Source organism: Anaerostipes hominis (ex Lee et al. 2021), from assembly GCF_002270485.1.
GTDB lineage: Bacteria > Bacillota > Clostridia > Lachnospirales > Lachnospiraceae > Anaerostipes > Anaerostipes hominis.
Genome location: NZ_NQOG01000027.1, coordinates 1 through 20,383, shown reverse-complemented (window position 1 = coordinate 20,383; position 20,383 = coordinate 1). Strand labels below are relative to the sequence as shown.

Below are 20,383 nucleotides of genomic sequence, written 5' to 3'. Positions count from 1 at the left end.
GAAGTATCATTACAGTTTTTGTCCCTTCGAATACTTTTAAATATTAGATTTGTTTTCAGTATATTTCTATAGTTTTCGTTTTCATATTTGAGAATTTTGTAACTAGACAGTGTATTTCATTGTATCAACAGTTCTCTATAAATACTGTTTCAGAAACTCTTATAATTAGATTCTTCCAATTATAATCTACTGGTTGTTTTAATTATTAAGAGTTTATTTTCCTATTGGTCTCAGAAGTATCAGGTCTAGAAATTTAGAAACCAATGATCTATTTAGAAATGGATGGATAATTTTTAATTCCAATGGATAAAGCTTATCTATGTTCATCGAGCTTATTCAACAACGTGAAAAATAACTATAGTATTTTCTTATCGAATAACTAAAACTCTTTCAAAATGTTTAAACAAAATTTTTGTGTTTAGAATTTTATGAAAGCATACTAGATTGGAAATAAATGATTAAAGGGGATATTTATAAAATTGTAATAATGCCAAATAATAATTTGGTTTGGTTTTAATTATAAAATAAAACATAAAGTATATGAAAAAGAAAAAATTGACAAAAATTATAAAAAATATTATAATTAAAGTAAAAAAATAAAATTATAAGATTTATGTAGAATATTGCATGAATTATATGTATTTTATATTAAATTTATAAATAGAAACATATTTTGTAGTATTAACAAAAAATAGATGGTCTATATTTTAGTCCATTGAATGAATGGAGTGAAAATAATGAGTAGTAAAATAAAATATGGTTTTTTAGGAATGATCATTAGTGGAAGTGTATTATCTTTAGAATTATATGGCTTAGATTTTTTGTTTTCTATTAAACTTTTATCTCAAGGAGAAGTCTCTGTAACATCAGTGGTAGATTTAATAACACTTTTTCCTGTTAATGTTGCATTTGTAATAAGTGTTGCTATTTTTTTAACCTCTTTGTTAATTTTAATAAGTGGATTAAAAAAACAAAAAAATTAATTTGTGTAATTTAATCTAACGTAAATTTTGATATAATGAGTTAGTATTATTATACAGAATCGGGAAGAGAGAAAAGCCAAATATGATAATTAAGTTTACAGAAGATTTAGAGAATCAGCTTACAGAAGCCGAACGGCAGGTTATAGAGTATATCAATCAACATGAAGATCAGTTTTTAAAGCTGACGATCACTGAACTCGCCGAAAAGAGTTTCACCTCTCCTCCGACTGTCTCAAGGGCTGTCAGGAAGTGTGGTTATAACGGTCTCTCGGAGCTGCGCTATAAACTTTCTGCAAAGATAGAAGATATGGTGGAGGGAGAGATTGTCAACGAAATTTTTCAGAAGTCTGTCACAGAGTGCATGAAAACCATCGAAATACTGAAAGCGGAGACGATCCTCAAGGTAGTACGTTTTATTAAGACGGCGCGGAAGATTTATATCATTGCAAGAGGTTCTACCGCATGGATTGCGAAAGATGTGGAACTGCAGCTTCAGCTGCTTGGGTATAATGCATATATGCTGTCAGATTCAGAGGTTATGAAAAAGTCGGATAAACTGTTCAGGCAGGGTGACCTGATCATTATTTTTTCTATAAAGAACAGTACGCCGGAGCTGCTGTTGACTGCCCAGAATGCGAAGAAGGTAGGTGCAAATGTGGTGACCTGCTGCTGCCTGCCAAAGACAGATTTAGAAGATTATTCAGACTTGTCTGTCCTGGGATATAACCAGAGAAACAAGACCATCGAGGACTTTGATATCGTATCCAGGCTTCCATTGCAGATCATTGCAAGAACGCTGATTGATTACTTGAATCTTTGAGGATGGACTAAAATGACTGTTGACAATAATTACTAAAAAGGGTATCATAAAAGCAGTAAGAAAATAGAAGTATGTCCACTGTGACAGAAAAACCCCCGGAGAGGACTGGTCTCCGGGGGTTTTTATTAACTGTCTTTTCTTCTATGATCCAGCCATTTATGGATGTAGTAATTCACTATAGATGATATGACTGACATAAGAAAACGAAGTATGTATTCCACTGTGCCACCTCCTTTCAGCTGGAAAGAATCGACAGAAATTTCATTATATATTTTATTTTTTGATATGTATATATAAATTGTAAAAAAGTAAATAAATAGATAATAAAAAAGAGTGTGAAAAGGGAAATCCTGGGTTTCCACACTCTTTTTTTATGCAAAAACATTCATTTCTCCTATATTTCAACTGATATACATCAGCAGAGCCAGCCTTAACAAGAAAACATTTTCAGTCCTGCCCTGTTATGATGGATTTATAAAAGAAAAGGAGGAACGGCAATGGTTGGAATTTTGATTGCAGCCCATGGAGGATTTGCAGAAGGACTGTTAAGCGCGGTGGAACTGATCGCTGGAGAACAAAACCAGGTTAAGACCATCGGACTGTATCACGGTGACGGAATAGATGAGCTTGAGCAAAAAATCAGGACGGCAGTAAAAGAGCTGGAGGATGGGGACGGAGTGCTGGGATTTGTGGATATCTTAGGCGGGAGTCCATCCAATATGGTGATGAAATGCATGGCGGACACAAAGAATCTTAAAGCGATCGCAGGAGTCAGCATGGGAATGGTGGTACAGGCTGTGATGATGAGAGATCAATGCGGCTTAGATGAGCTGGCTGACCTATGTGAGGAAGCAGGAAATCAGCCGGTGGTTCTTTTGCACAAGCAGTATGAGGAAATGCTGGATGACATAGAAATGGATGAAATTTAGGAGGAATAGAAATGCAGGGAGTTGTATTGACAAGGATTGATGACAGGCTGATCCACGGACAGGTGATGACATCGTGGCTGAACTTTACAAGTGCCAACAAAATTATGGTGATTGATGACCAAACAGCGGCTGATCCGTTCATGAAGACCGTATTAAAAAATGCTGTTCCCGGAAATGTAGGTCTTGGAGTATTTACAGTACAGAAGGCAGTGGCAAGGCTTAAAAAAGGATTTAAGCCTGATGATAAAGTTATTATTCTGGTCAAGTATCCTAAAACAGTTTTAATGTTAATCAAGCGGGGAATCCAGTTTGGACACTTAAATATCGGCGGTATGGGAGCAGGCAGCGGGCGGGAGAAATTTTATAAAAACATTTCAGCCTCAGAAGAAGAACGGGAGATTCTAAAGAAGATTGTTGACAGCGGGTGCCGTACAGAAATCCAGATTATAGCGGAAGATGCAAAAGTTGATGTAGCAAAGTTATTATGACATTTTCTGTGTTGAAAAAAGAGGTAAGACTCTCGTAAATATTAAGAAAAAGAAAGGTGGAAAAATTATGAGTATTTCAGTTGTTCAGGCGGTTCTCATCGGAATCGTGTATTACCTTGGAATCAATGGAACACCGTGGCTGACTTGTCTGGGAAGCACAATCATTCAAAAGCCGCTGGTATCTGGTGTCATAGTGGGATTTATTCTCGGAGATCCGGTTCAGGGTGCCATCATAGGCGCGGCAATACAGCTTCCATTCATCGCTTATATTTCAGCAGGAGGGGCACCTCCCACTGATCCCGGTCTGGCAGGTACACTGGGAACGGCTCTGGCCATGGCAGCAGGAGTGAAACCGACAGCAGCTATCGCACTGGCAGTACCTATTGGTCTTTTGGGAACAATCATCTGGGTCATCCATATGACGGTAGATGTATTCTTTGTACATATGATCGACAAGGCGGCAGAAGAAGGAAATATGAAAAAGGCTAAATTTCTGCATATTGTACCGCCTCAAGTTTTTGCTTTTGTTATCGGATGTATACCGGTAGCCCTGGGCTGTTACTTTGGGTCTGAGATGGTTACAAACATTATCAACGCGCTGAGCGGGCGGCCGCTTCAAGCATTGGAAGTCATTGGAGGGCTGCTACCGGCCATCGGTATCGCCATGAATCTGAGAGCAATCAGCAAACCGGGAATTCTGTTATGGTATGTGCTTGGATTTATCATTGCCGTTTATTTGAATCTGGATACTATGCCGATTGCCATCATCGCAGGTATCGTTGCTTATATTTATACCGGAGTAGTAGCTCTGGCAGAGGAAAAGCAGACGGCAGCAGCAACAGTCGGTGGTTTTGACGATGAGCTTGATGACGATTTTGAATAAGGGAGGGGAATAGAAATGGCAGAAGATAAGAAAATCCACTTAAGTAAAAAAGACGTGCTGAAGGCATTCTGGAAATGGACCTTTTTTTCACACGCAAATTATAACTATGAACGTCTCCAGGCCAGCGGAGTTCTTCAGTCTATGTCTCATCTTCCGGAGAAATTATATCCTTGTAATAAGGAAGAACAGCAGAAGTTTATGGAACGCCATATGGCATTTTATAATACAGAGCCTCATTTTGGAGGAATTATCAATGGTATGGTCGTGGCAATGGAAGAGGAGCGCGCCAACGGTGCCAATATTACTGATGACGCCATCAACAGTGTCAAAACCGGCCTCATGGGGCCTATGGCAGGAATAGGGGATACTCTGTGGCAGGGAACTCTTCAGCCCATTCTTCTGGCAGTGGGTATCAGTATTGCCTCAGCCGGAAATGTTATGGGAGCTTTTGCATTTGCAGCTTTAATGGCAGGCATCATGCTTCCCATCGCTTACTTTATGTATATGAGGGGATATAAGACAGGAAAAACCGGAGTTGAGGCAATCCTCGGCGGAGGTAAAATGAAACAGCTGATCTCAGCGGCATCCATTATGGGAGCTACGGTGCTTGGATCTTTGACAGCAAATTACGTAACTGCCGAATCCCATATGAACATTAAGGTTGGAGCTACCAAGCTGGCTCTTCAGGCAGATGTTCTGGATAAATTATTAAAAGGCATGATCCCTTTGGGAATCACATTGCTGACCTTATATTTATTAAAAAATAAAAAATTGAAATCTACCTATGTAATGCTGATTCTTGTTATCATTGGCGGGGTATTAGGGCTGGCAGGTATCTTAGGCTAAGACAGGAGGAATGATTGTGAGCAGCAAAATGAAAACAGCCGTATTTACGGATAAAAAGCAGGTGGAAATTGAAGAGTGCAAAAGGCCTTCGGCATCAGGAAATAAGGTCTTGATTAAAGTCGATGCAGCGGCAATCTGCACATGGGAGCAGAGGGTTTATACAGGAGTCAACAAAGTAGAGTTCCCTTTCATCGGAGGACATGAGATTGCAGGACATATTGAAGAGATGGGAGACGAAGTCAACCGGGACGAATGGAGCGTTGGGGATAAGGTGGTTGTAGGGGTAACACTTCCCTGCAGAAGCTGTTATTACTGTAAGACCGGAAATGAACAGAGCTGTGAGCATTTTGACCACAGTGCACATCTTCCGGGCCTTCCTTATAGAGGCATGGGCGGATTCAGTGAATATCTTCTGGTTTCTCCAGACTGTTTGTTTAAGTACAGTAACGTTACTCCGGAAGAAGCGTGTATCATTGAGCCTGTATCCTGCGTGGTGCACAGTGTAGAGACAGCACAGGTAAGACTCGGAGATACAGTGCTGGTTATTGGCTGCGGTATTATGGGACTGCTTCACACTGCTGTCTGTACAAAAAGAGGTGCGAAAGTCATTGTATCTGACGTAAATGAAGAAAGGCTTGAAATGGCTAAATCCCTTGGAGCAAAAGCCGTTATTAATCCGGCAAAGGATGACTTAGAACAGAAGGTGAAAGAACTGACTGGAGGCATCAAAGCCCAGGTAATCTTTGACACGACACCGATACCGGCAGTTGTAGAAGATACGTTTAAGTGTGTCAGCAATGCAGGGAAAATTGTGCTGTACAGTTCTATTCATCCGGCAGAACCGATTCCGTTTGATCCAAACTGGGTACATGGAAAATCTGTGCAGATTCTTGGAACAGCTAATTCCAACGACAGAGATTTCATGAGAGCGGCCCAGATGGTATCCGGGGGAGTTATTGACTTAAAACCGTTTATCAGTGGAGTCTATCCGGCAGAAAATATAAAAGATGCTCTGGAATCGTCAATAAAAGGGGATAAATTCCGAAATATTCTCACATTCTAATTATATATGAAAACACCTGATAGTTTTTCTCCACAGAAAAACAGATGTTGAAAAGGAGACAGCGATTGCCCTCGCTGTCTCTTTATTTTCATAGGAAAGTTCTACGACCTTCCCTATGAAATAAAAACGCTCCGCGGGTTGTGCACAGATGCGTAAGGAAATTATTTGCCTGCGGCAAATTGCATCTGGCACGCAAAGTTGTCAAGCCCCTCAAAGAGTGAGGGGTTGGGGCGTTGAAGTGGGCTTGCCCACTTTGTTCTTAATAACTGAAGTTAACCACTTAGCAGTATGAATTCATATTTTGAAAATATTGTTTAGCTGCTTCCAGAGAGATTTCCATGTCAAAAAAGCAGGAGCCCCGCTGTTTTTTATTGTTTGTTTTATTTTTGAAGCTTACTGTTGAGAAAACTTTTTCTATTTCAGTTTCTTATAATTAATGTATCAAGATAATCAATAAAGGAGGCAGTTTATGAAACTATTATTGGATACAGCAAATGTAGCAGAAATTAAAGAAGCGGCAGGGTATTATCCTGTCTGTGGAGTGACAACGAATCCATCAATCATCTCCAGAGAAGAATTAGATTTTTTTGATACTTTAAAAAAAATCAGAAGCATTATAGAAGAAGATCAGATGCTGCATGCTCAGGTAACGGCTCATAAGGCAGAAGGTATGATAGAGGAAGCAAAGCGGATGAAGGATGAGCTGGGTAAAAATTTCTATGTGAAAATTCCAGCAACAAAAGAAGGAATAAAGGCGATTATGGAATTAAAATCCAGAGAATTTCAAGTGACAGCGACAGCGGTTGTGTCGGCTAAGCAGGGACTCATAGCGGCTATGGCAGGTGCAGACTTTGTTGCCCCTTATGTAAATAGGATTGATCATCATGGGGGAGATGGGATCAAAACGGCCGCAGATCTGACAAAGGTCTTCAGGGAACATCATCTATCTGCCAAAATATTGGCTGCATCTTTTAAAAATACGAAGCAGGTTTTTGATATTGCTTTGAGCGGGAGCTACAGTGCTACCGTATCTCTTCAGATTATGGAAGATATGTTAAAACATCCGCTCACGGATACAAGTCTGGAGACATTTGATTCTGACTGGAAGGCAGCCTATGGAGAAAAACACATTACAGATTTTTAGTAATTGAGAAGGAAGGAGAAAAAACATGAGACTGAAAGGGAAGACAGCCGCAGTTACTGGAGCGGGGAGCGGAATTGGAAAAGCATGCGCTTTAAGGCTGGCACAAGAGGGAGCTAATGTGCTGGCTATTGATCTGGACGGAGCATCAGCGGAGAAGACGGCAGAACAAATTCGGAAAGCAGGAGGCACGGCAGATGCGGCGCCGGCAGATATATCAGAGAAAGAAGCAGTCATGGCAGTAGCGGAGAAAGCGGAAAAATGTTTCAGGCCCTTGGATATCTGGGTCAACTGTGCGGGTATTTCCGTAATCCAGCCATTTTTGGCAGAAGACAGTGAACAGGTGTGGGATCAAACAATGAGGGTTAATTTAAAAGGTACATTTCTGTGCTGTCAGGCAGCGGTAAAAGGAATGCTGGGGCATGGAGGAAGTATTATTAATTTTTCTTCTCAGTCGGGAAAAAAGGGAACAAATCAATACGCGGCATACTGTGCAAGCAAATTTGGTATCCGGGGGCTTACTCAGTCGATAGCAACAGAGTTTGCAGAGGAAAATATACGGGTTAATTGTATCTGTCCCGGAGTTATCCTGACTCCTATGTGGGATAAACAGGTCAACGATTATGCTAAAAAGAAACATATAACACCGGAAGAAGTAATGCCGAGATTCAAGGAAAATATTCCCCTCGGAAGACTTTGTACTTACCAGGATGTTACCAATCTGGTCTTGTTTCTTGCATCGGAAGATTCTGAATATATGACCGGGCAGTCTTTAAATCTGACTGGAGGAGCATGTACCTATTAAAAAGGACGAAAAACAATGAAATTTTTTTTAGATACTGCAAATGTTGATGAGATCAGAGAGGCAAATGAGATGGGGATTATCTGTGGAGTGACCACCAATCCTTCCATTATTGCCAAAGAAGGAAGAGATTTTAAAGAAGATTATAGAGTAGCATTTGGAGAATAATTTTGCTTCCTTAGGTTCTGCAGTGTTAACATAGTAGCAGGAGGTAAAATCTTATGATAATTCGTTTAGAAGAAGATCAGTGGAAGACACTTACGGATGCCGAAAAATCTGTAATTACATATATTAATAACAATGAAGAACTGATACCGGAAAAGTCCATTAGCGAGATGGCAGAAGAAAGCTATACATCTCCCGCTACAGTCTCCCGGACTATAAGAAAGAGCGGATTTGACGGCATCTCAGAACTGCGTTATAGAATTTCTGCTAAGAATGAATTTAATCAGGAGTCAATGATGGTGAATGCCATCTTTCAAAAATCTATGCTGGAATGTCAAAAGACAATTGAAAATCTGAAAGTACCAACGATTCTGGAAGTGGTAAAAAGAATTAAAAGAGCAAAGAAGATTTATCTCCTGGCAAGGGGAGCTACAGTCCTGGTAGCGGAAGAGTTTGAAATGCAGCTTCAGCTGCTGGGAAATAATGTCTGGATCATGCGGGATTCCGAACATATGAAAAGATCCAATCTAATCTTTAAAGAGGATGATCTGGTTATAATTTTCACGGTAAAAAACAGTACGCCTGAGTTAGGAATGGCGGCTAAGTTTGCCAAAGAAAACAAAGCCAATGTGGTAAGCTGTACATGTCTTCCAAGATCAGAGTTAAATCAATATTCAGATGTGTATGTAGTAGGATATACGAAGTATGATTATGCCATTAAGGAATTTCTTGTTACTTCCAGGCTGCCGCTGCAGATTATATCAAGGACAATCATAGAGTATCTGACATTATAGAGAAAGAGAGAAAAGTTTTGTAGCTTTTCTCTCTTTCTTGTTCCGGAAGCAGAATTGATGGTACTTAAATCTTTCCCATCAGCATAATGATTTGTAAATGCTGCGGTACATTCGAGTGAACTTCCATTTCAATATATTTGAAGGAAAAATATTTCTGCTAATCTATAGCGTTAATATATATTATCCTTAGTTCTCATCCGGCATACCGTAACGGTTAGCTCCCTGCACCCCTTGTTTTACAAATAGGATAATAAAATAAATTGCAACAATCAGGGCCAGAAGTCCGAATACAATGGTTGCAAGTCCAAACCCGCCGGAAGCAGCTTCCGCATTCATCAGCAAGGATGCGGTTGTCAAGGTTAAGCTGACCATAAATAAAATGATCGGTATATATGCAAGCAAAACCAACCAACCTGAACGGTCTACGTCATGCAGACGGCGTACATTCAATGACAGTCCGGGGATAAAAGTGATCAGTGACCACAGCGAGTTAACAGCGTTTGTATCTAACATCCTTGCAAGAAAACCGACAATGATTGATACAATAAGCTGTCCCAGGATAGCCCACCAGAAATTAGAACGGGATGTCCTTCCTTTAAAATCGAAATAGCGTTTCCAATACGCTTTATAAGCGTTTATCATAGTTAAATCCTCCTCTTTTTCTTTTGTGTAATAAATGATGAAATTTTCCTTTCCTGAAATATTATAGACATAAATCTCATTAATTTCAAGTTCTATTGGGACCGGCGGTATTCCAGAGGGCTAACACCATAATAACTTTTAAACTTCTTAGAAAAGTTTCCGCTGTACCGGTAGCCTGTTCTTTTTGCGATCTGACTGACAGAAAGATCTGTGGCAGAGAGAAGGCCAGCCGCCATTGCCATTCTCAGGCTGCTGGTATATTCCCCGATGGTCATATGATAATGCTTCACAAAACCAGCCTTCAGCTTTTGCTGGTTTAAAAACACCTTCTTGCTCAGTTCTTCAATGGTAGGAGGATGAACTGCCTGCTCCGTCAAAATATCGTGGGCCTTCTGAATGGCCTGTATATCTGAGGCCGTAAGCCTGAAGCTGCGTTTTTTTCCAATTTGTATCAACCCGAAATCAAGCTGGTGCTGAAACATATTATCCTTAGGCTTTTTGACTTCCTCTGTCAGAAGTGCAAGACATTCCAGGATCTTGCTCTCCAGAAAAAGAGGAGACAGACGGCCGGAGACAGACAGGCTGTTGAGCTGGTGGATAACGGAAATGACAGTATGGGGCAGATAGCGGTAAGTATGATTTTGTTTAAAGTCACTCAGGGAAAGGGAATCAGGGAAAGTCACGGAAACAATCTCGTCCAAAAAGGCTTTGTGGACGGTTATCTCTGTCCCGTGAAAATGCTGCCCCTGATGCCAGGCCTGTTTTCCTTTCAGATTTTTTTCTGCCACAAAAAAAGAAGAGGGAGTAAAGGATGATACCTGTTGATTTTTCAGCTGGAACTTTGTACTTCCCTTATATACGGTTCCAAATCTCAAAAGAGATTCCGGATTGTCAAACTGGATCTGAAAATCCTTAGGTATCGTATAATCTGCGATTCCAAGCTCATAATAACCAGGACGGGAATAAAATAAAAAATACCCGCTTTCCGGTGCAGATACATTTTGATATAAAGTACAGTGTTCCTGGAAGGACGGCTGAAATGAAAGCTGGTACAGCACTTCCTCCCGGAAAGCTTTACTGGAGGTTATGGTCATTTCATGGATTCCTTTCTGAGTTATTTTATTGAGTGTCAGATTTATTCAAATGGATGAATAAAATAAAAATCAATTGAAAAGCGGGTCGGGGTTAGGTACAATACGTTGCGAAGTCGTTAGGTAAAACTAACTAAGGATAGTATACAGGAAGAAAGGGTAAAAGTACAATGAGAACGCAAAAATTAAAGTTCATTACAGTCATTTTAGTTCTGGCAGCCCTGGCAGCATTGCTGGCGGGATGCTCAGGAAAAGAAGATCAGACAGATAAAAAAGAGGATTCAAAAACCATCACTGTGACAGATGCCAAAGGAAAGGTTGAAATACCTGCAGATCCAAAGAGAATCGTTGATATCAGCGGAAACAGTGATATACTCTCAATTCTCGGTTATTCTGTAGTCGGAACCGCCAACTCAGATGCGTATGACTATACAAAGTTTCCATCCTATTTAGAAAAGAAGCTTTCCGGTGCTGAGATCCTGGGCTACAGTATGCAGGACAAAATGGACGTTGAGAAGATTCTTGCGTTAAAGCCTGACCTGATTATTATTTCCTCAGTTCAGGAAAAAATGTATCAGCAGCTTTCCAAAGCGGCTCCTACAGTTATGCTGAAGCTGGCTCAGACAGACTGGAAAGAAGATGTGCTCAAGGTAGCCGATATCATGCAGAAAAAAGAGAAAGCCGAAGCATGGCTTGCAGACTATAAGAAAAAGGCCCGTGAAAAGGGAAAAGAAATCAAAAAATCCTACGGAAAGAATAAAAGCTACCTTTCCATCCTTGCCAGTGGAGGCCAAATCTTTGTGTATGACAAGGCCGGGATAGGAAGTATCTTATATGAAGATATGGGATTAAAAAGACCGAAAGGACTGCCGGAGCAGAAGGATATCAGCCTTCCGGTAGTATCATATGAAGGGCTGGCGTCCATTGAGGCAGATTATATTCTTGCCATGGGAACCAAAGATGATATGGCAGCTTTAAAGAAAAACTCTGTGTGGAAAGAGCTTCCCGCAGTGAAGAAGGGACATGTGGCAGAGCTTCCCGCAAGCCCTTACTTTAACCAGGGATACAGTTCCATCGGGCGTCTCTCATTTTTGGATGAAGTGAACGGTTTAATGGAGAAGATGAATGAGTAAAAGGGTTTCTGTGTTTGCCGCAGTTTCCGTTATCCTTTTGATAACTGGAGTGCTGCTGGCTGTTTCCCTTGGAGCAAAGAGGCTGCCGTTTGAAACGGTGGCCTCGGCGCTCTTTAAAGGCGGGGATTCACTGGATATAAAATTGATCAGGGAAGTCAGGCTGCCTAGGGCCATCGCCGCTGTATTGACAGGAGGGATGCTTGCCAGTGCGGGCGCTGTGATGCAGGGGGTGACCAGGAATCCCCTGGCCGAGCCGTCCATCATGGGAATGACGCAGGGAGCCTCCCTGGCTGTGGCAGCTGCAAGTGTAATACCGGCAGTATCCGGCCTTTTCGGTTTGACAGCATCGGCCCTTATTGGTGCTTTTCTCGGCGGGATTCTTGTGCTTGGATTTTGCCTGCGAACGACAAATTTAAGTGTCTCAAGGCTTCTGCTGGCGGGGACAGCCCTGGGAACCTTTTTTCTATCGTTATCCTCCCTGATCGGGATTCTGGGAAACCGTTCCCAGGAGCTTGCGTTTTGGGTAGCGGGAGGATTTAAGTCCATCACATGGGGCCATGTGTGGCTTTTACTATTTGCAGGAGGGATTTCTCTGATTCTGTTTTTCTTTCTGGCAGGCAGCATCAACATCCTGAGCCTTGGAGATGAGGCAGCCACAGGACTGGGTGTCCGTCCCGAAAGGATCAGGCTTTGGTCGATTCTTCTGCTGATTCCGGTCTGTGCCGTCTGTGTGGCCAGCGCAGGAAATATCGCCTTTGTTGGATTGGTCATTCCCCACATGATAAGAAAGATATTCGACAATGACTACAGAAGAATGATACCGTTGTCTTTCTTAGGCGGAAGTGTGCTGATGGTATGGGCGGACCTGGCCGCGCGTCTGGCAAACCAGCCATATGAGACTCCGGTAGGGCTGTTTACCTCTATATTAGGTGTGCCAGTATTTCTGTGGCTGATCAGAAAGGAGCAAAGCAGATGAAAAAAAGGCAGCGTACAGCAGTGGCCCTGGTGGTGTTCTTGTTTCTGGCCGTGTTTGTGGGAGCCTTAATGTATGGAAGCTACTCCATGACGGCAAAAGATGTTGTAATGACGCTTTTCGGCAAAGGGGACGGCATGCAGAATATCGCTGTACTTGATCTGCGGCTCCCAAGAGCAGTGACGGCGGTTCTAACCGGAGCTGCATTATCTGTCTCAGGCTGTATTTTGCAGAGTGTCACCAAAAATGATCTTGCAGAGCCCGGGATCATCGGTATCAATGCAGGCGCGGCACTTGCGGTTGTGCTTTTGATTTCTGTACAGAGCACCAGCTATTATACGGCACTGGGCTTTGGCACTGTTCTGCTCATGCCCATAGCGGCAGCGGCTGGTGCTTTTATAAGCTTTCTGTGTATTTATCTTCTGGCCAGGGATAATGGGAGTGTGAGGCCTGTAAAAATGATATTGGCAGGTATTGGTGTCAACACAGGGGTCAATGCCCTGATCACTCTTTATCAGCTGAACATGTCAAAAGGAGACTATAATCAGGCTCTGGCATGGATTGGCGGCAGCCTGTGGGGCAGCAGCTGGATGTATGTTGCCATGACTGCGCCCATTATTATTGTGCTGATCCTTATTGTCTTTTACAAAAACAGAACGCTGGATGTGATGGATCTGGGAGATGAGCTGGCTATGGGATTAGGGGTTCAAGTGGAGAGGGAAAGAAAGGTTTTCCTTGTTCTCGCAGTCTGTCTGGCTGCCTGTGCCACTTCTGTGGCCGGGAATATCGCGTTTGCCGGACTGATCGGACCGCATTTAGCAAAACGTCTCGTGGGGCCTGTGCACAAAAGACAGATTCCTGCGGCAGCATGTTTAAGCAGTATTTTAGTTTTGGGAGCGGATACACTTGCGAGGAATCTGTTTTCACCGCTGGAAATACCAGCGGGTATCATGATCTCCCTGATCGGAGTGCCATATTTTGTTTATCTCCTGATGAAAGAAAGGTAAGGGTGTAAAATGGAACAACAAAAGATTCAAGTGAGGGATATCACTGTCGCCTATGAGCAGACCATCGTCATACCAAAGCTGAATCTGAATATCCCCGGCGGGAAGATCACCATCGTAGTCGGCGGCAATGGATGCGGAAAGTCTACACTGATCAAATCTGTGGCCGGGATACTTAAGCCCAAAAAGGGCGAGATCTTTATCAATGGTACGGAGATTAAAAAGCAGGCTCCCAGGGAGACCGCAAAACAGATGGCAGTTCTGCCCCAGAGCCCGCAGGTACCGGAGGGACTTTTAGTAAAGGAACTGGTGGCATACGGGCGGTTCCCTTATCAGAAACCTGTAGGCGGACTGACAGAACATGACCACCAGGTGATCCGCTGGGCGATGGAGGCAACAGGCATTCTGGCACTGAAAGACCGAAGGGCAGATTCTCTTTCAGGCGGACAGAGGCAGAGGGCCTGGATTGCCATGGCGCTCGCGCAGGAGACAGAAATTCTTGTACTGGATGAGCCAACCACTTATCTGGATATGTCTCACCAGCTGGAAATACTCTCTCTATTAAAAGAATTAAACCAAAAGAACCAAACAACCATTGTCATGGTGATCCATGAAATCAATCATGCATCCAGGTTTGCAGACCATATCATTGGAATGAAGGAGGGGCAGATGGTGTTTGAGGGAACACCTGCGGATGTGATAACAGAACAGAATTTGAAGACACTTTATGGTATACGGGCTAAGCTTACACTCAGTGAGGACGGCACATATCCGGTCTGCACGGAGTATGAGCTGGAATGAGCAGACGGGGGAATAAAGCAAATTTTGTTATCATAGCGGCGGGGCAGATGATCTCTCTGTTCGGCAGTGCCATCCAGCGGTTTTGTATGTCTCTCTATGTACTGGACCTGACCGGGAGTCCGGGCATTTTTGCTACGATCCTTTCAATTTCTATGCTTCCATATGTTCTGCTCGCGCCGGTAGCCGGAAATATCACAGATTACTTCAGCAAAAAGAAGATCATGGTCTGTACAGACATCTTCAGCGGCATTGTTATAAGCTGCTATGCGGCTTTTTTATTTTCAGGACATGACCGGCCAGCTGTCATAGCTGTCACAATGATCCTTTTGTCAGCTGCAAGTACTATATATTCACCGGCGGTGACAGCCTCCATCCCTCTGTCTGTTTCAGCAAAACAGCTTTACCGGGCCAATGGCATTGTACAGCAGATCGGATCCGCTGCCAATTTTGCAGGACCTGTCATTGCGGGGATGCTGTATGGTTTTCTGGGGATCCGTTGGATCGTCGTTTTAAATGCAATCAGTTTCTTTGTCTCAGCACTGATGGAAGGATTTCTGCATCTGCCGGAAAAAAAGAACGGCTCCAGAAACAAGCTCTCTTTTTTGGGCAGTGTGAACGAAATGTATCAAGGGTTTTTGTACTTAAAAAAATTTCAATCTATCATATTAAAGATTATTTTCTCTTACGGTCTGTCCAACCTGTTCATTGTTCCGGTTTTCTCCGTAGCTGCACCGCATTTTATAAAAAATGTGCTGGGTCTTTCTTCAGAAGTCTATGGATCTGTGGAGGGGATCACAGTGCTTGGGATGATCACGGGGGGAGTACTGATCAGTGTGTTTCCCAAGCGTTTTTCCATGGCTGTGATCCACAGAGTGCTTTACCTGATGCCGGTTTCGTTTCTTTTCATGTGTCTGACCGGATTTGCGTCCCAAAGCCCGCTCATTAATATATGTGCTTTTGGGGCAGGCGGCTTTGCTGTCATGCTTTCCCTTGGCCTGTCCAATGTGATTTCATTGACTTACATGCAGCAGGCAGTCCCCGGATCTATGATCGGAAAGACCAGTGCATTTTCAACGGCAGCGGCGACAGCCACGATACCTCCCGGACAGTTTTTGTTCGGACAGATATTAGAATCAGGGATTTCGGTTCCTGTGCTGTTTCTTTTTGTATCAGCGGCAAGCCTTGGGACTGCATATTTTGTGAAACAGGCAATAAAAAAGAATTAAGAAATTTTAAAAAAGTTCTTGCATATTGTATTTAGTTTTGCTATACTATTACTTGTCTGAAAGATGCGGGTGTAGTTCAATGGTAGAACTCCAGCCTTCCAAGCTGATCACGTGGGTTCGATTCCCATCACCCGCTTATAAGAATTTTGAAAAACTGTCTGTTTTTACAGGCAGTTTTTTTCTTTCTTCCATAGGAAAGTTCTATGACCTTCCCTATGAAATAAAAACGCTCCGCGGGTTGTGCACAGATGCGTAAGGAAATTATTTGCCTGCGGCAAATTGCATCTGGCACGCAAAGTTGTCAAGCCCCTCAAAGAGTGAGGGAGGGGTTGGGGCGTTGAAGCGGGCTTGCCCACTTTGTTCTATTGATCATCATTTTAACCATTGGTTAAATTCTCCTGAGGAAAAATAAAAAAGGATTCAATTGTAGGTGTTTCATCGGGCTGATACAATGAAAAGAGAAAAGGAGATGGGCTTATGAAGATCAATGAAATGATTCGGGAACTGCGGATAAAAAAAGGTTTAACCCAGGAACAGATGGCTTCCCTGCTGGGGATTTCCGCCCCTGCGGTCAACAAGTGGGAAAAAGCAGTGTCCTATCCGGATATTACACTGCTTCCTGCATTGGCACGGTTACTGGAGACAGACCTGAATACCCTTCTGTCCTTTAAAGAAGAACCAACCAAAGAGGAAATCACAGATTTTCTCAATGAACTGGCAGCGGATGTTTCCAGCAACGGAGCGGAGCATGCATTTCATATGGGAATGGAAAAAGTACGGGAGTATCCATCCTGTGATCCGTTGATCTTGAATGTTGCGGTCACACTGGAAGGAATTTTGGGTATTTACTCCAAGGAGGACTGTACTGATTTCAAGAATGATATTGAAAAACTGTATGAACGGGCAGCCCAGAGCACTGATGCAGAGGTCAGGGACCGGGCGCGTTCTCTGCTGATCTTTAAGTATATAGACCGCGAGGAATATGACAGAGCAGAAATATTCCTTAAGGAGCTGCCGGAGGAGTCAATGATGGATAAGAACCAGATCCGGACAAGGCTGTATATGAAACAGAAACAGTGGGAGGATGCGGGCCGTGTCCTGGAAAGCAGACTTTTAAAGAGATTAAATGACATCCAGGTTGCGCTGATGGATTTGATGACCATAGCCTTTGAAGAGAACAGGCCCAAAGACGCAGATGAGATCGCTGATATATCAAGGCAGGTAGTGCGTTTGTTTGGGTTGTGGGACTATGGGTCTTACTCAGCGCAGTTTCAGCTTGCATTCGCAAGGAAAGACATTGGTCAGTGTATCACCATACTTAAAGATATGTTTCCGGCGATTCTTAAAAAATGGGAGCCGGGCCAATCACCGCTGTACAGATACACAGGCAGTAAGTCCAGCACGGACCATTTTGGAAAGTCTATACTTCCAAAGATCTTAAGCGAATTTGAAGACCCTGAAAATGAGGAGTTTCATTTTCTACAGGATGAGCCGGAATTCAGGCAGCTTATCAGCGCATGGAAAGAAAAAATATGACAGAATCTAAAAACAATCAAACTGCTGAAGGAGGTTTCGCAGTTTGATTGTTTTTTCGTTTAACATCTGATATTAACTGTAAAGCCCGAAACTCAACAGATAGGCTACAAGTACAGCCGCAGGTCCTGTGACAAGTCTCGTAAAGAGCATGGCGGGTACTCCGGCGCTCACGGTATCGTCCTCAGCTTCCGCCAGGGTCAGCGCTACAGGTACAAAATCACATCCTACCTGAGAGTTGATGGCAAACAGTGCAGGAAGAGAATAAGCGATGGGAATGGTTCCTTTCCCGATCTCTACACCGAGGAGTACACCTACCACCTGTGCGATCACCGCACCGGGTCCAAGGACCGGGGACAGGAACGGAATGGCACAGAAAACGGACAGCCCCAGAAGGCCTGGAAGACTTCCGGCCAATGGTTTAATGGCATTTGCCAGGAGATCGCCGATGCCGGTATAGTTGATGATACCAACCATGATGCTGCCCTTACGGTATAATAATGACAAACAGAAAAAACCTTATTTTTCAAGGGGTTTGAGCGTTTACCGTTGTTTATTCAATTCCTTTTCCAGCTTTGAAAGACAACAAAAAATCGTCGAATAAAGGAGGCTGTTGAATTAAAGACAAAAAATAAATATGGTTAGCAGTCCGGTGGATTTTGGGGCTTATATTTGATGAGGGATGCGGAAAACAGCGTGTATCTGATGCACGACTGATTTATCTGCCGAGTGCCCCAATCGTCCCGAATAATATATAATATTCGGGACAAAGGAGGTCGGTGTAATGGCAAACGGATATTCCAAACAAATACAGGGGCGGATAGAAAATGCTTTAGAAGGAACCGTTTTTGTCAACTCAGATTTTGCGGACATTGCTGATACAGAAACCATAAGACGGAATCTGAACAGGCTTACACAGACGGGTACCCTTCGGAGAATTTTGAAAGGTATTTATGAAAAACCGGAATACAGCGAAATGCTAAAAGAATACGTGGCGGCAGATCCAGAGGCAGTGGCAAATGCGTTGGCTCGTAATTACCACTGGACGATTGCTCCCTGTGGGAATACGGCACTGAATCTGTTAGGGCTTTCTACACAGGTAACAGCGGTCTGGTCCTACATCAGTGACGGTCCGTATAAAACCTATGAGTGGAACTCTACGAAGATTGAATTTAAGCATCGGACCAACAAAGAGATTACAGGTCTTTCCTATATGACTGCGCTCGTTATTCAGGCATTAAAAACTCTGGGAAAAACAAATGTCACTTCCGAAACCATTCAGGCGCTTAGCTCCCGATTGAGTGAGGAAGACAAGGCCGCCATGTTAAGAGAAGCGTCAGAATCTACGGACTGGGTTTACAATGCAATACGTAAGATTGCCGGGGAGGTACAGCAGAAATGAAAAATATCGCAAGGTTTTCAGACAACGATAAACGGATGCTGTTCCGAAATACAGCAGATAAAATGTGACTACATGATGCGATTGTGGAAAAAGATTTCTGGGTTTGTTATACACTGGATTATCTGTTTCACCATTCTCCCTGGAAAAAGTCGATTACTTTTAAGGGTGGTACCAGCTTGTCAAAGGCATTTCATCTAATCAGCCGTTTTTCCGAAGATATTGACCTGATCTTAGACTGGAGGGTACTGGGGTACCAAAAAGAGGAACCCTGGGAGAAACATCAGGTTTTCTCCTCCTGAGGATACGATCCCGGTAAATCCTTCGGCTAGTTTTACAAATACATTCATAAATTTTGTCATTCCTTTCGCTTCGCTCAAGGCACAAACAAGTGGGACTTTGAGCCCGGACTCTTATCATTGGCAATAAACCATGTTTATTCAGTCGCAGGATGACAGTCAATGTTGCTATTCTTTTTTATTAAGGTGGTGATACTTATGATGAAGCTGAAACACTCCATCTGCTGTGGGCTTGACGTCCACAAAAATGTTATCGTTGCTACCATCGTAACTACCAACAAGGACGGAATATCTGAATATAAGCAGAAATCTTTTTCAACCATCAACTCGGGTATTCAAAAGTTCCACAACTGGCTTATCGAGAATCATTGTTATCATGTTTGTATGGAATCCACAAGAAAATACTGGATTCCTATTTTTAATTATCTCGAAAACGACATGGAAGTCTGTCTTACCCACCCCAAATATGTCAAAGCCATCAAGGGGAAGAAGACGGACAAAAAAGATTCCAAATGGATTGCCGACCTTTACAAATTTGACCTGGTTTTGGCAGGACGGCAACCCAAATCATGTCTTATCTGTTGGAACATAACGCTGATACCATTGATGAAAAAGCCGTTTGCAAACTTATAAAAAAGGGAGCCAAAGCCAAGTCGGATGAAATCATTGAAGCCATTAAAGATTATAACATTGAAACAGACCAGGCTAAAAAGCTGGAACTTACCCGCGGACATCTCGAATATCTGGATGATATGATTACCCAAACCGAAGTGGAGTTCTATGTCCGCATAAAACCTTATTATGAGTTTGTCGAGTTCGTAAGCACGATGCCGGGCATGACAGAACTAAGTTCCACCATCGTCCTTGCTGAAACGGGTGTCAACATGGGCATCTTTGACGATGCCAAACAACTTTGTTCCTGGTGTGGTCTTTCTCCTGCCAACAATGAATCTGCAGGCAAGAAAAAATCTGTCCGTATCGCAAAAGCAGGCGATTATCTGAAACCGATGGTGGTACAATGCGCCCTTGCCGCAATCAAGAGCAAAAAACAGCCTTATTTTTCAATCAAATATGGACGGATCAAAAAACGCAGAGGCCACAAAAAAGCGATCATTGCCATTGCCAGGATGATGATGGTCTGCATTTACCATATGGTGTCTGAAAAGAAACCTTTCACACCTACTGACTATGAAGAATTGATGGAATCACAGAATCATGTAGAGCGTGTTGTCTTGAATGTAACCAACCATATGCTTCTCTTTTCAAGATTTACAACCATGAATTTTTAACCGTTTCCATCTCCAAAGGATTGATTGATACCTCCAATCTTTCCATTGCCGGTGACGGTATGCCTGTTGTTACATCTGC

Annotated in this window: 22 protein-coding genes, 1 tRNA gene and 2 pseudogenes; 22 read left to right on the top strand and 3 right to left on the bottom strand. The window is 42.8% G+C overall.

Annotated features, from left to right (window positions below):
* Positions 1-737: 737 nt before the first annotated feature.
* The 11 genes and pseudogenes from CI597_RS15830 to CI597_RS15775 all read left to right on the top strand — a co-directional run bounded on the left by CI597_RS15830 (position 738) and on the right by CI597_RS15775 (position 8,914).
* Complete coding sequence (locus CI597_RS15830; protein WP_024728948.1) at positions 738-983, top strand: hypothetical protein; 246 nt, start codon at positions 738-740, stop codon at positions 981-983.
* A gap of 82 nt (positions 984-1,065) precedes the next feature.
* A complete protein-coding gene (locus tag CI597_RS15825) occupies positions 1,066-1,803 on the top strand; it encodes a MurR/RpiR family transcriptional regulator (protein WP_024728947.1) in 738 nt (245 codons plus the stop codon).
* A 497-nt stretch (positions 1,804-2,300) separates the two neighbouring features.
* On the top strand, positions 2,301-2,732 hold the full coding sequence (locus CI597_RS15820) for a PTS sugar transporter subunit IIA (protein ID WP_024728946.1): 432 nt from the start codon (positions 2,301-2,303) through the stop codon (positions 2,730-2,732).
* 11 nt (positions 2,733-2,743) lie between these two features.
* The gene (locus CI597_RS15815; protein WP_024728945.1) at positions 2,744-3,220 is read left to right on the top strand and encodes a PTS sugar transporter subunit IIB; all 477 of its coding nucleotides are present in this window, start codon (positions 2,744-2,746) and stop codon (positions 3,218-3,220) included.
* A 67-nt stretch (positions 3,221-3,287) separates the two neighbouring features.
* Positions 3,288-4,103 (top strand): PTS mannose/fructose/sorbose/N-acetylgalactosamine transporter subunit IIC, encoded by an 816-nt coding sequence (locus CI597_RS15810; protein WP_024728944.1) that lies wholly within the window; start codon positions 3,288-3,290, stop codon positions 4,101-4,103.
* 15 nt (positions 4,104-4,118) lie between these two features.
* A complete protein-coding gene (locus CI597_RS15805) occupies positions 4,119-4,949 on the top strand; it encodes a PTS system mannose/fructose/sorbose family transporter subunit IID (protein ID WP_024728943.1) in 831 nt (276 codons plus the stop codon).
* Between the two features lie 10 nt (positions 4,950-4,959).
* Positions 4,960-6,012 carry a zinc-dependent alcohol dehydrogenase gene (locus tag CI597_RS15800; RefSeq protein WP_006567961.1) on the top strand — a complete coding sequence of 351 codons (1,053 nt, stop codon included), beginning with the start codon at positions 4,960-4,962 and terminating at the stop codon, positions 6,010-6,012.
* 469 nt (positions 6,013-6,481) lie between these two features.
* Complete coding sequence (locus tag CI597_RS15790) at positions 6,482-7,156, top strand: transaldolase family protein (protein WP_024728942.1); 675 nt, start codon at positions 6,482-6,484, stop codon at positions 7,154-7,156.
* A 25-nt stretch (positions 7,157-7,181) separates the two neighbouring features.
* Positions 7,182-7,958, top strand: a complete 777-nt coding sequence (locus tag CI597_RS15785; RefSeq protein WP_024728941.1) for an SDR family NAD(P)-dependent oxidoreductase — start codon at positions 7,182-7,184, stop codon at positions 7,956-7,958.
* A 15-nt stretch (positions 7,959-7,973) separates the two neighbouring features.
* Positions 7,974-8,096, top strand: a pseudogene (locus CI597_RS15780) (transaldolase family protein); the annotation flags it as partial.
* A gap of 80 nt (positions 8,097-8,176) precedes the next feature.
* Positions 8,177-8,914: a MurR/RpiR family transcriptional regulator gene (locus tag CI597_RS15775; RefSeq protein WP_024728940.1), complete on the top strand. Its 738-nt coding sequence runs from the start codon at positions 8,177-8,179 to the stop codon at positions 8,912-8,914.
* 186 nt (positions 8,915-9,100) lie between these two features.
* Here CI597_RS15775 and CI597_RS15770 read toward each other — a convergent pair whose 3' ends face one another.
* Positions 9,101-9,556: a DUF805 domain-containing protein gene (locus CI597_RS15770; protein ID WP_024728939.1), complete on the bottom strand. Its 456-nt coding sequence runs from the start codon at positions 9,554-9,556 to the stop codon at positions 9,101-9,103.
* Positions 9,557-9,648: 92 nt separating this feature from the next.
* Positions 9,649-10,650, bottom strand: coding sequence for a helix-turn-helix transcriptional regulator (locus CI597_RS15765; protein ID WP_024728938.1), 1,002 nt, complete (start codon positions 10,648-10,650; stop codon positions 9,649-9,651).
* Between the two features lie 167 nt (positions 10,651-10,817).
* Between CI597_RS15765 and CI597_RS15760 the strand changes: the two genes are divergently transcribed.
* The 7 genes from CI597_RS15760 (at position 10,818) to CI597_RS15730 (ending at position 17,320) form a co-directional block, all read left to right on the top strand.
* Complete coding sequence (locus CI597_RS15760; RefSeq protein WP_024728937.1) at positions 10,818-11,780, top strand: ABC transporter substrate-binding protein; 963 nt, start codon at positions 10,818-10,820, stop codon at positions 11,778-11,780.
* A complete protein-coding gene (locus tag CI597_RS15755) occupies positions 11,773-12,756 on the top strand; it encodes a FecCD family ABC transporter permease (RefSeq protein WP_006567954.1) in 984 nt (327 codons plus the stop codon). Before CI597_RS15760 ends, CI597_RS15755 begins: the two co-directional genes overlap by 8 nt.
* On the top strand, positions 12,753-13,760 hold the full coding sequence (locus tag CI597_RS15750; RefSeq protein ID WP_024728936.1) for a FecCD family ABC transporter permease: 1,008 nt from the start codon (positions 12,753-12,755) through the stop codon (positions 13,758-13,760). The genes CI597_RS15755 and CI597_RS15750 overlap by 4 nt, the downstream gene beginning before the upstream one ends.
* A 9-nt stretch (positions 13,761-13,769) precedes the next feature.
* The gene (locus CI597_RS15745; protein WP_024728935.1) at positions 13,770-14,558 is read left to right on the top strand and encodes an ABC transporter ATP-binding protein; all 789 of its coding nucleotides are present in this window, start codon (positions 13,770-13,772) and stop codon (positions 14,556-14,558) included.
* The gene (locus CI597_RS15740) at positions 14,555-15,784 is read left to right on the top strand and encodes an MFS transporter (protein WP_024728934.1); all 1,230 of its coding nucleotides are present in this window, start codon (positions 14,555-14,557) and stop codon (positions 15,782-15,784) included. Before CI597_RS15745 ends, CI597_RS15740 begins: the two co-directional genes overlap by 4 nt.
* Positions 15,785-15,849: 65 nt before the next feature.
* A tRNA-Gly gene (locus tag CI597_RS15735) sits at positions 15,850-15,920 on the top strand.
* 341 nt (positions 15,921-16,261) lie between these two features.
* Positions 16,262-17,320 carry a helix-turn-helix domain-containing protein gene (locus CI597_RS15730; RefSeq protein WP_095143007.1) on the top strand — a complete coding sequence of 353 codons (1,059 nt, stop codon included), beginning with the start codon at positions 16,262-16,264 and terminating at the stop codon, positions 17,318-17,320.
* A 72-nt stretch (positions 17,321-17,392) separates the two neighbouring features.
* Here the strand turns inward: CI597_RS15730 and CI597_RS15725 are convergent, their stop codons facing one another.
* Positions 17,393-17,824, bottom strand: a complete 432-nt coding sequence (locus CI597_RS15725; protein ID WP_330607142.1) for a hypothetical protein — start codon at positions 17,822-17,824, stop codon at positions 17,393-17,395.
* A 277-nt stretch (positions 17,825-18,101) separates the two neighbouring features.
* Here CI597_RS15725 and CI597_RS15720 point away from each other — a divergent pair, with 277 nt between their 5' ends.
* The 4 genes and pseudogenes from CI597_RS15720 (at position 18,102) to CI597_RS15710 (ending at position 20,304) form a co-directional block, all read left to right on the top strand.
* A complete protein-coding gene (locus CI597_RS15720) occupies positions 18,102-18,719 on the top strand; it encodes a DUF6088 family protein (protein WP_024728932.1) in 618 nt (205 codons plus the stop codon).
* Positions 18,716-18,991, top strand: a pseudogene (locus tag CI597_RS15715) (nucleotidyl transferase AbiEii/AbiGii toxin family protein); the annotation flags it as partial. The gene CI597_RS15720 and the pseudogene CI597_RS15715, both read left to right, overlap by 4 nt.
* A gap of 222 nt (positions 18,992-19,213) precedes the next feature.
* Positions 19,214-19,648 carry an IS110 family transposase gene (locus CI597_RS18810; RefSeq protein ID WP_233441617.1) on the top strand — a complete coding sequence of 145 codons (435 nt, stop codon included), beginning with the start codon at positions 19,214-19,216 and terminating at the stop codon, positions 19,646-19,648.
* Complete coding sequence (locus CI597_RS15710) at positions 19,585-20,304, top strand: transposase (protein WP_034550447.1); 720 nt, start codon at positions 19,585-19,587, stop codon at positions 20,302-20,304. The genes CI597_RS18810 and CI597_RS15710 overlap by 64 nt, the downstream gene beginning before the upstream one ends.
* Positions 20,305-20,383: the final 79 nt, after the last annotated feature.

Excerpts from the sequence above, each read along its gene's own strand:
- CI597_RS15830 (WP_024728948.1), top strand. The coding sequence starts at position 738 with ATGAGTAGTAAAATAAAATATGGTTTTTTAGGAATGATCATTAGTGGA.
- CI597_RS15825 (WP_024728947.1), top strand. The coding sequence starts at position 1,066 with ATGATAATTAAGTTTACAGAAGATTTAGAGAATCAGCTTACAGAAGCC.
- CI597_RS15820 (WP_024728946.1), top strand. The coding sequence starts at position 2,301 with ATGGTTGGAATTTTGATTGCAGCCCATGGAGGATTTGCAGAAGGACTG.
- CI597_RS15815 (WP_024728945.1), top strand. The coding sequence starts at position 2,744 with ATGCAGGGAGTTGTATTGACAAGGATTGATGACAGGCTGATCCACGGA.
- CI597_RS15810 (WP_024728944.1), top strand. The coding sequence starts at position 3,288 with ATGAGTATTTCAGTTGTTCAGGCGGTTCTCATCGGAATCGTGTATTAC.
- CI597_RS15805 (WP_024728943.1), top strand. The coding sequence starts at position 4,119 with ATGGCAGAAGATAAGAAAATCCACTTAAGTAAAAAAGACGTGCTGAAG.
- CI597_RS15800 (WP_006567961.1), top strand. The coding sequence starts at position 4,960 with ATGATTGTGAGCAGCAAAATGAAAACAGCCGTATTTACGGATAAAAAG.
- CI597_RS15790 (WP_024728942.1), top strand. The coding sequence starts at position 6,482 with ATGAAACTATTATTGGATACAGCAAATGTAGCAGAAATTAAAGAAGCG.
- CI597_RS15785 (WP_024728941.1), top strand. The coding sequence starts at position 7,182 with ATGAGACTGAAAGGGAAGACAGCCGCAGTTACTGGAGCGGGGAGCGGA.
- CI597_RS15775 (WP_024728940.1), top strand. The coding sequence starts at position 8,177 with ATGATAATTCGTTTAGAAGAAGATCAGTGGAAGACACTTACGGATGCC.
- CI597_RS15770 (WP_024728939.1), bottom strand. The coding sequence starts at position 9,556 with ATGATAAACGCTTATAAAGCGTATTGGAAACGCTATTTCGATTTTAAA.
- CI597_RS15765 (WP_024728938.1), bottom strand. The coding sequence starts at position 10,650 with ATGACCATAACCTCCAGTAAAGCTTTCCGGGAGGAAGTGCTGTACCAG.
- CI597_RS15760 (WP_024728937.1), top strand. The coding sequence starts at position 10,818 with ATGAGAACGCAAAAATTAAAGTTCATTACAGTCATTTTAGTTCTGGCA.
- CI597_RS15755 (WP_006567954.1), top strand. The coding sequence starts at position 11,773 with ATGAGTAAAAGGGTTTCTGTGTTTGCCGCAGTTTCCGTTATCCTTTTG.
- CI597_RS15750 (WP_024728936.1), top strand. The coding sequence starts at position 12,753 with ATGAAAAAAAGGCAGCGTACAGCAGTGGCCCTGGTGGTGTTCTTGTTT.
- CI597_RS15745 (WP_024728935.1), top strand. The coding sequence starts at position 13,770 with ATGGAACAACAAAAGATTCAAGTGAGGGATATCACTGTCGCCTATGAG.
- CI597_RS15740 (WP_024728934.1), top strand. The coding sequence starts at position 14,555 with ATGAGCAGACGGGGGAATAAAGCAAATTTTGTTATCATAGCGGCGGGG.
- CI597_RS15730 (WP_095143007.1), top strand. The coding sequence starts at position 16,262 with ATGAAGATCAATGAAATGATTCGGGAACTGCGGATAAAAAAAGGTTTA.
- CI597_RS15720 (WP_024728932.1), top strand. The coding sequence starts at position 18,102 with ATGGCAAACGGATATTCCAAACAAATACAGGGGCGGATAGAAAATGCT.
- CI597_RS18810 (WP_233441617.1), top strand. The coding sequence starts at position 19,214 with ATGATGAAGCTGAAACACTCCATCTGCTGTGGGCTTGACGTCCACAAA.
- CI597_RS15710 (WP_034550447.1), top strand. The coding sequence starts at position 19,585 with ATGTCTTATCTGTTGGAACATAACGCTGATACCATTGATGAAAAAGCC.